This is a genomic window from Bacillus tuaregi, from assembly GCF_900104575.1.
Lineage (GTDB): Bacteria > Bacillota > Bacilli > Bacillales > Cytobacillaceae > Bacillus_BD > Bacillus_BD tuaregi.
The window spans coordinates 130,067-144,987 of sequence record NZ_LT629730.1 but is presented as its reverse complement, the minus strand read 5'-3'; the positions used below and the strand labels follow the sequence as shown (position 1 = coordinate 144,987).

The window sequence follows — 14,921 nt, the reverse complement described above, 5'->3', positions numbered from 1 at the left end:
TTTTATTATGGATTTAAATGGCAGGATGTGCCCTCATTCGACATACTTCGGGCGGTGCCTGTCACTCAGCTAGCTTTATGCTGTAATTTTTTGAGGACGACTTTTCCTTTTTCTTGCTTAGCCCTTGGTGCTTTAAGTGTCAAGGCGATGATGACTGACATAATACTTAACACCATGATCAGTTTAAACGTTGATGCGAATCCTCCAAGCAGGATGGAGATGAAGGAGGCGCTTAAGGCACCTAATCCGAAACCTTGATAAATGATTCCGTAGTTTTGACCGGAATTTTTCAAGCCAAAGAAATCAGCAACGATGGCAGGGAAAATCGTTATATTTCCGCCAAAGCTGAAAGCGATGATGGCGACACTGGCGATATAGAAGCCGTAATTTAAGTCGAGGTAGCTTAGAGCGGCAACAGCAAGCGTCATGGCGATAATTGAGCCTGATACGACAGTCATACGGCCCAATTTATCTGATAGCGATCCAAGAACAATCCGACCAAGTGTATTAAAGATGGCGACGATAGCGACTGCGTTTGCTGCTGAAGCTGCGCTCAAGCCGACCATACTTACCCCAATATCGGCTACAATGCCAATTACAAATAATCCGCTCATACAAGTTGTAAATAACACAATAAACAAGAGATAGGCTTCTTTTGTACGAAGCATTTCTTTTACAGAGTAATTCCTTGCAACAGGCAATTGGGCAGCCGACGCTCCAGCTTTTACCGTTGCCTCTCTAATAAAGAAGGAGCCGACAGCCATCATCACGATGACAATGATGCCCCAGAATAAGAAGGTTTGCGTAATCCCCACTGCTTCAAGAATGGCGCCGTTTATATATTTGAAAAATAGACTTCCCATACCGTACGAACCAACAGAAATTCCTGAAATTAACCCTTTTCTCTCTGGAAACCACTTCAGTGCATTGGATAGGGTGGTCATATAGGCAAGTCCATCTGCGCCCCCAACAACGATTCCAGCGAATAAGTATAATCCCCATAAAGATGACATTTGCGAGCTAATGATCAATCCTAATCCCATCGCGAAACCAGAAAACAGGATTAACCGTCTAAGACCGATTTTTTCCTGAAGCTTACTTGAAAACAAAGTGGCAACAGCCAATGATAAACTCATAATCGAAAAGGTCGTCGAAACAGAACTTAACTCCCAGCCGAAACGATCAACTAGTGATTGATTATATAAACTCCATGTATAAATGGTCCCTAATGCCATCATGACGATAATGGTTCCTAACACGATGAGCCAGCGATTCTTGCTATCTCTCATATCGATTCCTCTTTTCATCTATATTTTGTAGTTTGTTATTTCTTACTAGTAAGTAGCTTATGGACAAAGTATAGCACCGCAAAAAAAGTGTGAAATCGGTTTCAACATGAGATGACTAAAATCGGGAATGAATGACCTTCTAGGTAGAATGATTTTCGGAGTAGCTTTCTATTATGCTGGCTAAGTTAAAGTACAGTAATTGATTGTAAGCAGGTCGATAACCCTACGCTTGAAAAATAAACACAAGCTTTCGGTACAAGAAACATTTGCTGAATGAAGTTAAAAAAGGCAGCGCCCTTCAAAACTCAGATGGGTCCACTGCCTCTTAAATAATCTATAGCTTCATAATCTGCTTAAACACTTTGACCTTGCTTCGGCTTACTGGGATTTCCGCTTTCAAATCCGTTAATCTCAAGATATAGGTTTGATTAAACCACGGGACAATTTCACGGATTTTAGATAGATTGACAATATAAGAACGATGACTTTGGTAAAAAAGGCTAGGAGGCAGTTTAGAATAAAACGCCGATATACTCATAGGCATCGTGTACATATCCTCGATGGTATACACAAGCGTGTTCTTCTCGCTCGCCTCAGCATAATAGATATCATTGGCATCAACCACAATAATTGTTTCGTCCTTCTGCAGGTTGATACGTTGGGACATTCCAAACTGGTCGTCCTCTTGAGCCTGTGACTCCTTTACGTTCGCAGCTGGCAGCTGCGTTTTTTCCAATTGCTTACGACGGTAAACGTCTTCAAGCTTGTGTAGCATCGCAGCAATCCGCTTTTCATCATAGGGTTTCAGAATATAATCAAAGGCCTCCAGCTCAAAGGCCTCGACTGCATGTTCTTTATATGCAGTTGTAAAAATAATAAAGGGCTTTTTTTCAAACAGGCTGATGTTATTCGCCAGCAGCATTCCATTAAAGGAAGGAATATTGATATCTAAGAAAATAGCATCCGTTTCATGTTCCTGTAAAAACTTCAACACATCGAGGCCGTCTTCAAAATAGTCCGTCACCTCAATTTCACTATAGGTTTCGATTAAATACTGAAGTTCCTCGCGAGCTGGTAATTCATCTTCAACGATTATCGCTTTCATGAAATCTCCCTCTCTATATCAAAATAAACCTCGGTCCCTGGATTCAAACGATGGATGACAAGTTCCTTTCCATAGATAAGCTTCACTCGCTGGTAGACGTTAAAAAGACCGATTTTATTCGCGGGGACATTTTGCTGGTAGAGATTCTCAATGACCTCCTCCGCTATTCCAACCCCAGTATCTTTCACGCTTATTCGGATGACCCCTCCGTTGTCCTTGACCGAAATGGTCACAACTCCCGGTTCCTTCGTTTTTAACACCCCATGCTTAATCGCATTTTCGACGAGAGGCTGGATCAGTAGACTCGGAATCTTCAAGTCTACCTCATCAATATCATATTCAACCTGCAATCGTGAGCCAAAACGAGCTTTTTCAATCACGACATAATCCTTTACCTGCTGTAATTCTTTTTCCATATCAATCATGTCATCCGTTAATTCTAGGTTATAGCGCATATAGCTCGAAAGACTAATTATCAATTCCCTCGCTTTTTGCGGGTCCTTACGTGTGGTTGACGCAATGGCATTCAAGGCATTGAATAGAAAATGGGGATTGATTTTGGTCTGTAAGGCGTTTAATTCGGCTTTTTTCGCTTCTGCTTTAATCTGTTCAACCCGTGAAACCTCCATGAGTGTAGAAATAATTTGTGATAAACCAATCGCCATAATTTGTAACGGATACGTCATCTTGTATTCCTTCAGATAATAAATTTTCAACGTACCTGTCACTTCATCATGAATTTTTAAAGGAATAATCAGATTGTACAAGTTCGAAGGATTTTTTGAAAAAGTTATTTCTCCATTTTTAATCGCCGATATCGTTCTTTCACTAATAATTTCTCCGCCAATTTTATAGCGTTCCCTACCCACTCCCGCATAGGCGAGTACATTGTTTGTGTCGGTGATAGCTACCGCATCCGCTTTTATTTCATCCTTGATAATCAGACAAATTTTTTCCAACGATACACTATTAATCGAACGAAAATATGGCAGTGTTTTATTGGCAATATTAAGCGCTAATTTGGCTTGCTTGGCAGCAACGATTGCTTTATCACTTTCTACCTTCATGATCATGAGCACAATAAAGCCAATATTTACTTCTCCCATAATCATCGGAAAAGCAATTTTTGACACAATGCTCATTCCCACTTCATAGGAGTCTGCCATGACAATAATCAGCAGCATCGTGAGAACTTCCGAAAGCACCCCTGCTAAAATGCCATACATCCAACGCAGGGACTTCTTCGTTTTTTGATGAATATAGCCAGAGAGAACGCCTGCCAGAATAGTGGTGATTAAACAGGGGATGGAGGTTACTCCCCCAATATCAATTAAATATCGGTGGAGACCGGAAACAATTCCCGTCGTAATCCCCACCCATGGACCAAATAAGACCCCGCCGGAAACCACCGCAATAATTCGCGTGTTCACGAGCGAGCCCTCTACCTCGATTCCTGAGTACGTTCCAAAAATGGCAAATAAAATGAAGAATAAAGTGATGATAAATAGTTCAAATGGTGAATACTTGTCCCTTTGAAGCGTGGCCCGAAACCGGGGTATCCTCAGCAAAAAGAATAAGCATATTAAGATTAATGTCGCCCGTTCAAACAAACGAATCAACATTTCAATAGAAGTATCCATATTGGTTTCCCCCTCAAACGCGGGGATGGTTCATTCACGCGTTTTTTATTATCTTAAAATAATATTAGAGCAAGACAAGCATCGCTTGCAAGAGGGGGCGAGACTGTAAACTAATTCAAACGAAAAAACAAGACAAGTGTGACTACTTAACGAGCGGCACTAGGCAACAGATATGCCCTTATTCGACAAACTTCGGGCGGTGACAGGCACCGAAATTAATCAAACAATTTGTGTTAGAGGCACCTTTTGAAGACTATATGATTGAATTTCTTGGCTTCTTCGGAACAACCTTTTATATTATTTTCCGAAATACCTTTCAAGGAAATCATTATGTGCAAGACAGTAAAAAAACCAATAAGCAACATCTCGTTACAAGCCTCATCAACAGTATCGTCATTACGATTGTTTTAACCATATTACAAATCATAAATGGTGAAGAATATATATTTGGACTTGAAATATTTATTGTATGGATTGTGTCGTTTTCAGGATCCTTCGGCTTATTAAAACTCATAGATTATATAAACAACAAAAGAATCCAGCAAATTAATAATAGATTGGATAAACTAGAATAATATTAGCAAATATTGAGGGGAAAATCGGGGATGAAAGCACATTAATTTAGTACGAGGGAGTTCCTAAAAAATATAAAGATTGGATGATGGAATAATGAGTTTTGGAGGCTGGTCAGCTTGGAGTATCTTAACGATGATAATCTGTATTGCCGTAGCTTTTGATTTGTTTAAAAGAAAAAGGAAATAAAAGAATCAAATTCGCCCGTCGAATTTGCGTCCGGATTACCTGAGCTCGCTCGGATAAACTACCTTTAAAAAAATGTACCCTCTAGAGTAGACACCTAAACAATTCTACCTATAGGGTACATTTTTTGTCTCACCGTAGATTCATTTAAGTTAATAAATAACCCGTGTGAAACAATCTGTGAAACAAGATTTTTCGGGGGGTGCCTGTCACTCAGTATTTAAACTGAGAAACCAGCCCATTTAATTCCTCTGCCATGCTTGAAAGATACTTAGAGGAGCTGGAGATTTCCTCCATTGAAGCCAGCTGTTCTTCGGTTGAAGCCGCAACCTCTTCTGATGTGGCTGCATTTTCTTGAGCAATGGCCGCTAATTCATTGGAGGATTCGGTCACCTCTTGGATTGCTGCTATCATTTGTTGCGCTGCAGCAGACACTTCCCCCATTTGCGGTGTCATCTCTTTTGTCGACTGAATGATATTATTAAATTTATCGATGGCATCATTGGAAACCTTTACCCCATTCTGAACATCCTCCATAACACGAGCCATGATGGTGACAGAGTTGCCTGTATCAATTTGAATTCTGTCGATAATCTCATAGATTTCCTTCGCTGACTGCTGTGATTGCTCAGCTAGTTTTCGTACCTCTTCAGCCACGACGGAAAAGCCTTTGCCATGTTCCCCTGCACGAGCTGCTTCAATCGCAGCATTTAAAGCTAATAGATTCGTTTGGTCGGCAATATTGGTAATGACAGACAAGATGGAATTGACTTCCTTTGAACGCTCATTTAATAATTTGATTACTTGATTCGATTCCGTAACAGAATCATAGATCGATTGCATTTGTGCTACGGTATTCTGCACCGCTTGACCGCCATCCTCTGCATACTGCATGGCGTGATGAGAAAGCGCTGATACCTTGGTAGAGCTTTTGGCAATCTGGGACACACCCGCTGTCACTCTTTCCAAGGAATGAGCATTTTCCTCTACTTTATGTGTTTGTGTTTCAGCACTGCTTGCTATCTCCTGAATCGCCAAGGTCACCTGTTCGGTGGCTAAGCTTGTCTGTTCAGCATTCGCCGACAATTCCTCAGAAGCATCCGTCACCTGCTTAGCGCTATTTTCTAGTCTTTGAACAAGATTTCGAAGACTATCCTGCATTTCATTGAAGGCCCTTCCCAGCTGCCCAATCTCATCGTTCGTTTTGATTTCAATCGGCTCGGTTAAATCACCCTGACTAATTGTAATCGCTTTTTCCTTAATTTTATTAAGAGGCGTAATAATCGATTTAATAATAAAGAAGACAGCTATGGATCCAATGAAAACAGAAAGCAGCATAACAATAATCGTAGTTTTTAGTATGGTTGCAGTATGGGAACTAATCTCAGCAGTGACAAGGTTCCCCGCTAATTTCCACCCTGTTAAATCATTGGTGATGAAATTCATAATCCTTTGTTCACCTTTGTATTCGTAGGTGAATTCACCTTGATTCTGTTCATACATTTTATTATAAAAATCTAAGCTCGCTTCACTTCCTGCTTCGTTCAGCGGGTGTGCGATGTATGTTTTATTTTCATCTAAAAGAAATGCATAACCCCCATCGCCTACCTTCACTTGATTGGTTAGTTTTTGCAGATAGGCTAAATCAATATCGACGGCCATTACCCCTTTACCGTCCTTCGTTGTTTGTGAAATAGCCAACACCATGCTGTCGGTGCTGACGGATACATAAGGGTCCGAAATCACGGCTTCCCCGTTCTTTTCCTTAGCCTCCTTATACCAGGCACGCTCTCTCGCATCGAAATCAGCACTTACCTCCACATTAGGCTCTTGGATAAATACTCCTTCATCTGTTGCGACATAAATCGTTGCGATCTCAGGATGGTGTTTAACATATTGATCAAACTGTTTCCGTAATTCTGTTACATTATTCTCATCCATCAAATCAGACGGAATCGTTTGAGCATAATAATCCACGTTTTGAATTTTTGATTCTATTTCATTGTTAATCGATGAATTTAACAGGTTTAAATTTTGATTAATACCAGCTAGCATTTCCTGCTCCACTGTATTTTTAGCTGTTAAAAAAGATAAAGCACCCACAATCACAATCGGAATGATTAAGATGAGGGCAAAGGCTGATATTAATTTTGTTCTAATGTGACTGAATCTAATACTGCTTCCACTTCTAAGGAATTTTTTCACAGGACTAACCTCTTTTTTTGTAAAATTTTTCTTCCATTATTGATTCCGCTTTCATTTACAATTCAGTCCATAGAGGATGATTTCTTAAAGACAAATCAACCTTAGGTATACATTGTTTCATTTGCTTATCATTTTCGAGGAATGAAAGATAATTTTTAATATCCTTCATCACCTGTGAAAAACTAATCTCTATAAAATGATTCTTTCTATGATAGTTCATATAACCATAGAGTATTTCTTCATCGATAAATTGAATATAGACAATATCAGTATTTAGATATACATAATTTAAAATTCGATGAAGCGATTGATACGTTTCGGTTTGAAAAATATGATATGCATCTAGTTGAAACTGTTTCTTTAGCAGCTGTAAACGCCGATCTATTTTTAACACTTCCACAAAAATGCTCCTTTCAATGTGTTAATAGTTTACGTGTTTATGATGATAGGTAGTGATGGAAAAATCTTAAAAGCCAACAAGAATAGGCTATTTCATTTTCATAAAATAGCCTATTCTTATTGAAACCTACTAATTGGTAACCTTCCGAACATAGTTCATAGTTTTTATAACCTTATCACAATTAATAATTGTAGGTTAAATGCTGCTATTATTCCTATGATTTTTATCACACATAACATAGGAATACAAAGAAAAATCTACAAAAACCGACAAACTTCGGGTGGTGACAGGCACCAATTACCATTCTTTTGGCTCATAGTTTAATTCTCTAAATAATTGTGTTCGCTCTTTCTTGGATAAGTCTCTCCATTGTCCAGGTGGAAGATTGCCTAAATGAATATTCATGATTCGGGTTCTTTGCAATCGATATACTTCGTACCCTAATTCAGCGCACATACGGCGAATTTGACGATTTAGCCCCTGGGTTAAAATGATTTGAAAATCAAATTTTGATAATTGAACTACCTCACAAGGAAGTGTTTTGGTACCTAGGATTTTGACGCCCTCAGACATCCTCTTCAAAAAGTCAGGTGTAATTGGTTTGTCTACTGAAACAATATATTCCTTTTCATGCTTATTTTCAGAACGCAGGATTTCGTTAACAATGTCACCATCGTTCGTAAGAAGTATTAAGCCCTCTGAATCCTTATCCAGGCGCCCAATATTAAAGATTCTTAAGGGATGATTGACCAAATCAACAATATTTCCCTTTACACCTTTTTCTGTTGTACTAGTAATGCCGACAGGTTTATTTAAGGCAATATAAACATGATTCCTCGCCACTCGGATGGATTCCCCATTGACCCGAACGTCATCTCCCGGCTCAACTTGACAGCCTAATGTTGCACGTTTGCCATTTATCGTAACTCTTCCATCGACAATTAACTTATCCACACCCCGCCTAGATGCTTTTCCAGACTCACTAATATATTTATTAATACGCATATTGACACAACCTTAATGAAATAATTGTTCTATTCTTTTTGACTATACTTTATTTAGTATGAATAATAAATTGTTATTTTAGACAGGTATCGTTTAATTTGTATTCTCTTCAAAAAAACCTCTCCCTCTGGTCCTTCTTATCAATAAAACCTGAGCATCAAACTATTTGTTTCCTTTTCCCATTTTTATGACACAAACCATTATCCATTTATTATTTCAATATACTTACTTTTTAATCCTTACTTGACAAGTCGGAATTGGTTATGTACTCTTTTAATCGTGCTTACTACTATAATTGGAGGACAAAAGTAATGGATTCAGTACTTATTATCATTAATATTGCTATTTTTTTACTATTAACCTTTGCTTTGTTTAAGATGCAAAAAAAGCATGTCTCTTTTTCAAAGCGTGTATTCACTGGTTTGGGCTTAGGAATTGTATTCGGCTATATCCTTCACCTAATCTATGGAATGGAGTCGACTGTTACATCTGAGACAATTAGTTGGTTGAATATTGTCGGTAGCGGCTATGTGAAGCTGTTGCAAATGGTGGTTATGCCGCTCGTCTTTATTTCAATTGTGGGAGCTTTTACGAAATTAAAAGTGACTAAAAACCTTGGGAAAATCAGTTTCCTTGTTATCGGAATCCTTCTGGCAACAACGGGGATTTCGGCAGTCATTGGAATCGGCTCAACACTTGGATTCGGCTTGGATAAATTTGAGTTAACAGAGGGGGAAGCCGAGGCAGCTCGTAATGCAGAGCTTGTGGACAGAGTGGATACGGCTGCAAACCTGACCATCCCGCAGCAGCTTCTTGAGATGATTCCGAGCAATCCGTTTGCTGATCTAACAGGTGCCCGTCCAACTTCGACGATTGCTGTGGTCATCTTCGCGGCATTCATCGGTGTTGCTTTCATCGGCATTAAGCGCAAGCAGCCGGCAGAGGCAGAGCTTTTTGCCAAAATCGTCAACTCTCTTTATGCGATTATCATGAGGGTCGTGACACTCGTTCTTCGTCTAACTCCGTACGGAATTATGGCGTTAATTACAAAAGTGGCCGCAACGAGCAATTATGAAGCGGTCGTCAGCTTAGGGAAGTTCGTGGTGGCTTCCTATGTCGCCTTGATTCTCATGTTCGTTGTCCATTTACTATTATTAATGCTGGCAAAATTAAACCCGGGTCTTTATCTTAAAAAAGGATTACCAACCTTGACGTTTGCCTTTACGTCACGCTCAAGCGCGGGAGCATTGCCATTAAATATAAAAACTCAGGTCAATGATTTCGGTGTATCAGAAGGGATTGCCAACTTTGCGGGTCCTTTCAGTCTTTCGATCGGTCAAAACGGCTGTGCCGGAATTTACCCAGCCATGCTTGCCGTCATGGCAGCACCAGCGGCAGGGATTGACCCGACAAGTATTTCTTTTATCCTTACACTAATTGTCGTCGTGATGATTAGTTCATTCGGTGTTGCCGGTGTCGGCGGCGGCGCAACGTTCGCTTCCTTAATCGTGCTATCTGTCATGGACCTACCCGTTGCCATCGTCGGTCTATTAATCTCAGTTGAACCCTTAATCGACATGGGCCGTACAGCCCTAAACGTTAGCGGCAGTATGACAACTGGAATCCTAACAAGTAAAATCACAGGTGACTTCGAAGGAAAAGTATACCAGCAACCAGAAATCTCTGAAGCATCATAAATGGAGTAAAGGGATGCAGTAATGCTCTATGTGGCAGAATGGAAATGCAGGGACGATTTGTCCCTGCATTTTTATTTGATTCGGTGGAGCCATAAAAAATATTATAAAACGACAAATACCAACAAATCTCGGGGCGTGCCTGTCACTTCTCTTATCTTAAATGGAATTCATAATTTGTCTTAATTTATTATCTAATAGCAGTTCTTTTTTTATGACTAGGTCTAGCATATCTTGGACGCTTTCGTTTACCTGTAGAAGGTCTTGTAGGGTGGCGGCTGGAGATAACCCTGGCAAGGTACCAAGAGCATATTGAATTTTTTCCGCTTCTGCATTCACAAGATGCGCAAGCCCAAGTTCCTCCAGGGCGATGGACGCTAAAAGCAGGTTGACCACATCTTCTCGATTAATCGATATCTCCGGTGTAATATTAGGGATATTCGCTTGGGACATATAACCTCACTCACTCTTTCTTTCTGTATTAGAACCCTCAATCATTTAACCCATTTCATCGGTTCTTCTCTTAACAGTCTATTCAAGCAGCTCACCAACGGTTAGTTAAATCCCTTACTTTTTGTTCGCTTCCTCTCTTGCTTGTTTTTCATATTGAAACGCCTCTTGCGCTTCCGCCATTTTCCCCAAGCGCTCGAGACATAATCCCTTATAATGCCAGGCCTTGAAGCTTCCCACTCCCTGTAAAATAAGATATTTTGTATGATGGTCACCTAATTCCAGACATTTATGAAAGGCCTGCAACGCTTCTGAAAAGCGCTTCAATTCGTATAGTATATACCCTTTATAAAAATACAAATCGACATAATCCGGATAAAGTAGAATGGCCTTTTCAATACTCGGCCATGCCCCCTCAAGACTATTGGTTTCAATGAGTATCGCATATTTTAGTTTATAGAGAAACGAAGGTGGCAGCTGCTTTTGCTGTAAAAAAAGAACGATTGATTGATTGACATACTGGAAGGCTTGTTCATAATTTTTCAGCCGATAATATTCACTAGCTAAATGATATTCCATCCACGGACTATGGTCAGCGGTTGCTACACTTTCCTCCAGAATCTGAATATTTCGTTGGCCCTTTTGCTTCACTTTCACGAATTCATCTAAATAGCCGTAATGATGAATCACAACGGGAATATTCGCAAGCCTATCCTCTGATACATCACCTGGTAAATGGGGCGTTTCATGAATCGGCTGCTGAAACCTTATCTGTTGATGATGACGAAACAACCGGGGCTGATACAGTAAATAGGCATGCTGTCGATCGAATGATTCTCCATAATAATTCATGACAGGCAAAGACAGAAAATCGGCAGTTGTATTCGCTAATAATGTTGGGAGCTTATCTATTCCCTCTGCGTCCATTTCTTCATCAGCGTCCAACCATAAAATCCAATCACCTGACGCAAAGGATAAACCATAATTTCGTGCGGCCGCGAAATCATTCTTCCATTCATAAGCAAAGACCTTTGCCCCGCTAGCTTCACATAAAGAAATCGTTGCATCTGTTGAACCCGTGTCAACGATGATCATCTCATCAACTAGCTCTTTCACGCTTTCTAAGCATGTCTGGATACAGTGTGCTTCATCCTTCACAATCATACAAAGGGTAATCGTCGGAAAAACACTCATTGAATCACTTCCTTACTGTCGGGGGTTGAAATACAATGACTTAGCCAGCCATGGAGGGGCAGAGTGTTCTGGTTCTACACTAATCGGACTGGAGGAAGAACGGAAATCATAATATTGAGAAATCTGCTCTAGCATGCTTTGACACTGAATTTGATCCGTTTCAAGCAGAAACGAATAGTTTCCCACCACATTTTTTAACTGTAAAAAGAACGGCTGAAGCTCCTTTGACTGCTCGTAATTGAAATAAAAGCTTTCCCGTTTCCGCAAAGTGCGGTCTATTTGAATATACAACCTTTTTTTTGAAAAAATCGATACATGTACTTTCCATAAAATCGATATAGAGGTCATGATATTGTGTTCCATTTGTATTCTCATTTTCCGTGAAAGCGGTTCGTGGGCATCCAGAAGCTGAAATAACTGAAGTAAAAATACGATAAAGGAATAGGTAAAATGGATAAATTCCTGTTCTTTCCTTTTCTGATCTTCTCTATGATTCACTCTCATCTCTGGAAAATTTCCTTTCGCAATATTGCACCTGTAAAAAAATGAAATACCCCTGCAGCAGGACCCGGCGAGAATGACTGACAGAAACTCATTTAGTGTTATTTTTTCGTCATGTATAAATACATGTATGGTTTATCAGAATAGTTCTTCATCACAATAATTGCAGCGGTCTGCTGCCTTGTTTTTTTTACAATAAACACATTCGTCATCAGCATTGTTTTCTTTACAATCATTGCAGTCGTCGTCAAAATTGTTTTCTTCACAATCATTACATCCGTCATCAGCATTGTTTTCTTCACAATCATTACATCCGTCATCAGCATTGTTTTCTTCACAATCATTACATCCGTCATCAGCATTGTTTTCTTCACAATCATTACATCCGTCATCAGCATTGTTTTCTTCACAATCATGGTGACCGTGACAACGACAATTCTCATCACAGGATGTACATTTAGTTAACTCCACTACATCCTCAAGCTTCATTTCCAATAAGATTTGTGATTTCACCACCGTGCGCAGTGTTTTATTGACACTTTCGTTCATCTGTAAATAGTCATTCAATCCTTTAGGCGAGGTTTGGATAAATTTCTGCAGTTTTTCTCCTTCTGCATTTAATAGATGAGACAACCCCATCTCCTCTAACGCGATTGAGGATAAAAGCAGATTAATGGTGTCACAACGATTTAAAGAGATTAAAGGTGTAATATTGGGGATATTTGGCATCGACATGCTCATCACCGCTTTCTCTTCAAAGTGCAAGACTTGTTTTTCAATAAAAACATCAAGCAATCCTAATTATCTATTCGCTAATATATTCAAGCCTATACAATAGGTGCTAGTACGCCCAAAAAGCAATCTACTGATGGTTATGGAGGCTTATTTTTCTTAATGGTTTCCAATCCAAACGAAAAGAAAGACCCCAACAGGAGTCTTTCTTTTTCCAAAATATCTCATTAACTAATAGCTACACCACCACTTGCGTACCCTGCAATCGTACTAACGACAGCCAGACCGCTAGTAGTAGCGGAGAATACCAATAATAAACGATCTTCAGGTGATACAGGGATATTTAGTCCAGATATATTCCCATTCACAATATCCCCTAATGAGATTAAACCAGTTAAATTTGGACTTAACACAACTTCGGCACCAGGAATGGGCGTGAAAAGATTATTTGGTGTAGTGGATCGATATAGTTGAGCTCTAATTGTCATCGAACCTAATGCAAGGGAAAGTCCTGCTGTTACGCTGAAATAAGCGGCTATTGAAGTAATCGTTCCCTCTCGTGGTACTGAAAATGCAAAGTTGAGCAGGGTCCCTGCTGCACCTGTAAGGTCGATCGTACCTCCAGCTAGATTAATAGCTGCAACTGAACTTCCAAATCCAATAAGGCCTCCCGTACCCGCTAAGCCATTTAAAAGTGTGGTAAGTGTAACAGGAGTCCCCGAAGCAAACGGAATGATGGCACCGGCTCCTGGAGGACCCTCTGGGCCGGCTGGACCCTCCGGACCGGCTGGACCTTCTGGGCCGGCTGGACCCTCTGGGCCGGCTGGACCTTCTGGACCGACTGGACCCTCTGGGCCGGCTGGACCCTCTGGACCGGCTGGACCCTCTGGACCGGCTGGACCCTCTGGGCCGGCTGGACCCTCTGGACCGGCTGGACCCTCTGGACCGGCTGGACCCTCTGGACCGGCTGGACCCTCTGGACCAGCTGGACCAGCTGGACCGGCTGGACCCTCTGGACCGGCTGGACCCTCTGGACCAGCTGGACCAGCTGGACCGGCTGGACCCTCTGGACCCTCTGGACCGGCTGGACCCTCTGGACCCTCTGGACCGGCTGGACCCTCTGGACCGGCTGGACCCTCTGGACCAGCTGGACCAGCTGGACCGGCTGGACCCTCTGGACCCTCTGGACCGGCTGGACCCTCTGGACCCTCTGGACCGGCTGGACCCTCTGGACCAGGCGGCCCGGGAATACCACTATTATTTGTAATACCTGCAACTTGTTTCAATTTATTATCAAGCAGCAATTCCTTTTTCATTGCCATCTCAAGCATGTCCTTCACACTTTCATTGACTTCTAAAATCTCTTCCAATGAAGCAGGCAATGTTAATCCTGGCAATGTTCCCAAAACATATTGAAGTTTTTCTCCCTCAGCATTAATGATATGGGCAAGCCCTAACTCTTCCATTGCAATAGATGCAAGCAATAAATTAATCACATCGTCCCGAGTAATTGTGATATTAGGCGAAATATTAGGAATATTCGGTTGAGACACTCCACATTCTCCTTTTAAATATTTTGAATGATCTTATCCCAAAACCAAAACAAACAAATCTCCCATCCCTATAGGTTATTCAGTATAAAAAAAGGTGAATAATATAAGTGCCCTATTATATTGAACTATCCGCCAAATTAATGTGACTAAGATTAGAGCAATAGGGATTACCCAGGATTTCGATGCCAGCTACCACCTCGATCCGCAGTCCACACCACTTGTCTTTCTGGTTTCCATATTTCCATTTTATGCTAGTTTTTACATTTCCATTTTATGCCAGTTTTCACCACCCTAATTTTTTTTTGGTTTTTAGCGATTTATACAAGATAATATTTATTAGACATTTTGCCAGAAAAACATTAAATTATATTTACATTTAAATTATTTTATTTAT

At 40.6% G+C, this 14,921-nt stretch carries 13 protein-coding genes and 1 pseudogene; 2 read left to right on the top strand and 12 right to left on the bottom strand.

Annotated elements, in window-relative coordinates; translation table 11 throughout:
* Positions 1 to 65 precede the first annotated feature (65 nt).
* The 3 genes from BQ5321_RS01340 to BQ5321_RS01330 all read right to left on the bottom strand — a co-directional run bounded on the left by BQ5321_RS01340 (position 66) and on the right by BQ5321_RS01330 (position 4,034).
* Positions 66 to 1,289 (bottom strand): L-lactate MFS transporter, encoded by a 1,224-nt coding sequence (locus BQ5321_RS01340; RefSeq protein WP_071392830.1) that lies wholly within the window; start codon positions 1,287 to 1,289, stop codon positions 66 to 68.
* Between the two features lie 334 nt (positions 1,290 to 1,623).
* Positions 1,624 to 2,394 carry a LytR/AlgR family response regulator transcription factor gene (locus BQ5321_RS01335; RefSeq protein ID WP_071392829.1) on the bottom strand — a complete coding sequence of 257 codons (771 nt, stop codon included), beginning with the start codon at positions 2,392 to 2,394 and terminating at the stop codon, positions 1,624 to 1,626.
* On the bottom strand, positions 2,391 to 4,034 hold the full coding sequence (locus tag BQ5321_RS01330; protein ID WP_084786586.1) for a sensor histidine kinase: 1,644 nt from the start codon (positions 4,032 to 4,034) through the stop codon (positions 2,391 to 2,393). Before BQ5321_RS01330 ends, BQ5321_RS01335 begins: the two co-directional genes overlap by 4 nt.
* 218 nt (positions 4,035 to 4,252) lie before the next feature.
* Here BQ5321_RS01330 and BQ5321_RS01325 point away from each other — a divergent pair, with 218 nt between their 5' ends.
* Complete coding sequence (locus tag BQ5321_RS01325; protein ID WP_315970072.1) at positions 4,253 to 4,609, top strand: DUF6773 family protein; 357 nt, start codon at positions 4,253 to 4,255, stop codon at positions 4,607 to 4,609.
* 397 nt (positions 4,610 to 5,006) lie between these two features.
* Here the strand turns inward: BQ5321_RS01325 and BQ5321_RS25030 are convergent, their stop codons facing one another.
* The 4 genes and pseudogenes from BQ5321_RS25030 to rluF form a co-directional block, all read right to left on the bottom strand.
* Positions 5,007 to 5,954: a methyl-accepting chemotaxis protein gene (locus BQ5321_RS25030; protein ID WP_390622128.1), complete on the bottom strand. Its 948-nt coding sequence runs from the start codon at positions 5,952 to 5,954 to the stop codon at positions 5,007 to 5,009.
* A pseudogene (locus tag BQ5321_RS25025) lies at positions 5,949 to 6,848 on the bottom strand (HAMP domain-containing protein); the annotation flags it as partial. The gene BQ5321_RS25030 and the pseudogene BQ5321_RS25025, both read right to left, overlap by 6 nt.
* 205 nt (positions 6,849 to 7,053) lie before the next feature.
* Positions 7,054 to 7,398 (bottom strand): hypothetical protein, encoded by a 345-nt coding sequence (locus BQ5321_RS01315; protein ID WP_071392827.1) that lies wholly within the window; start codon positions 7,396 to 7,398, stop codon positions 7,054 to 7,056.
* Positions 7,399 to 7,695: 297 nt separating this feature from the next.
* A complete protein-coding gene (gene rluF, locus BQ5321_RS01310; RefSeq protein WP_071392826.1) occupies positions 7,696 to 8,403 on the bottom strand; it encodes a 23S rRNA pseudouridine(2604) synthase RluF in 708 nt (235 codons plus the stop codon).
* Between the two features lie 311 nt (positions 8,404 to 8,714).
* On the opposite strand from rluF, the gene BQ5321_RS01305 reads away from it, so the two are divergent.
* The gene (locus BQ5321_RS01305; protein WP_071392825.1) at positions 8,715 to 10,100 is read left to right on the top strand and encodes an L-cystine transporter; all 1,386 of its coding nucleotides are present in this window, start codon (positions 8,715 to 8,717) and stop codon (positions 10,098 to 10,100) included.
* Positions 10,101 to 10,256: 156 nt separating this feature from the next.
* On the opposite strand, the gene BQ5321_RS01300 is transcribed toward BQ5321_RS01305, so the two are convergent.
* From BQ5321_RS01300 to BQ5321_RS01280, 5 genes are all read right to left on the bottom strand, one after another.
* A complete protein-coding gene (locus tag BQ5321_RS01300) occupies positions 10,257 to 10,550 on the bottom strand; it encodes an alpha-helical endospore appendage domain-containing protein (RefSeq protein ID WP_071392824.1) in 294 nt (97 codons plus the stop codon).
* Between the two features lie 114 nt (positions 10,551 to 10,664).
* Entirely contained in the window at positions 10,665 to 11,741 is a 1,077-nt protein-coding gene (locus tag BQ5321_RS01295; protein ID WP_071392823.1) for a glycosyltransferase, read from the bottom strand.
* 12 nt (positions 11,742 to 11,753) lie between these two features.
* The gene (locus BQ5321_RS01290; RefSeq protein WP_071392822.1) at positions 11,754 to 12,245 is read right to left on the bottom strand and encodes a hypothetical protein; all 492 of its coding nucleotides are present in this window, start codon (positions 12,243 to 12,245) and stop codon (positions 11,754 to 11,756) included.
* Positions 12,246 to 12,343: 98 nt separating this feature from the next.
* A complete protein-coding gene (locus tag BQ5321_RS01285) occupies positions 12,344 to 12,688 on the bottom strand; it encodes a hypothetical protein (protein ID WP_139187740.1) in 345 nt (114 codons plus the stop codon).
* Positions 12,689 to 13,201: 513 nt separating this feature from the next.
* The gene (locus tag BQ5321_RS01280; protein WP_071392820.1) at positions 13,202 to 14,527 is read right to left on the bottom strand and encodes an exosporium glycoprotein BclB-related protein; all 1,326 of its coding nucleotides are present in this window, start codon (positions 14,525 to 14,527) and stop codon (positions 13,202 to 13,204) included.
* Between the last annotated feature and the right edge of the window lie 394 nt (positions 14,528 to 14,921).

Excerpts from the sequence above, each read along its gene's own strand:
- BQ5321_RS01340 (WP_071392830.1), bottom strand. The coding sequence starts at position 1,289 with ATGAGAGATAGCAAGAATCGCTGGCTCATCGTGTTAGGAACCATTATC.
- BQ5321_RS01335 (WP_071392829.1), bottom strand. The coding sequence starts at position 2,394 with ATGAAAGCGATAATCGTTGAAGATGAATTACCAGCTCGCGAGGAACTT.
- BQ5321_RS01330 (WP_084786586.1), bottom strand. The coding sequence starts at position 4,034 with ATGGATACTTCTATTGAAATGTTGATTCGTTTGTTTGAACGGGCGACA.
- BQ5321_RS25030 (WP_390622128.1), bottom strand. The coding sequence starts at position 5,954 with ATGCAGGATAGTCTTCGAAATCTTGTTCAAAGACTAGAAAATAGCGCT.
- rluF (WP_071392826.1), bottom strand. The coding sequence starts at position 8,403 with ATGCGTATTAATAAATATATTAGTGAGTCTGGAAAAGCATCTAGGCGG.
- BQ5321_RS01305 (WP_071392825.1), top strand. The coding sequence starts at position 8,715 with ATGGATTCAGTACTTATTATCATTAATATTGCTATTTTTTTACTATTA.
- BQ5321_RS01300 (WP_071392824.1), bottom strand. The coding sequence starts at position 10,550 with ATGTCCCAAGCGAATATCCCTAATATTACACCGGAGATATCGATTAAT.
- BQ5321_RS01295 (WP_071392823.1), bottom strand. The coding sequence starts at position 11,741 with ATGAGTGTTTTTCCGACGATTACCCTTTGTATGATTGTGAAGGATGAA.
- BQ5321_RS01290 (WP_071392822.1), bottom strand. The coding sequence starts at position 12,245 with ATGAGAGTGAATCATAGAGAAGATCAGAAAAGGAAAGAACAGGAATTT.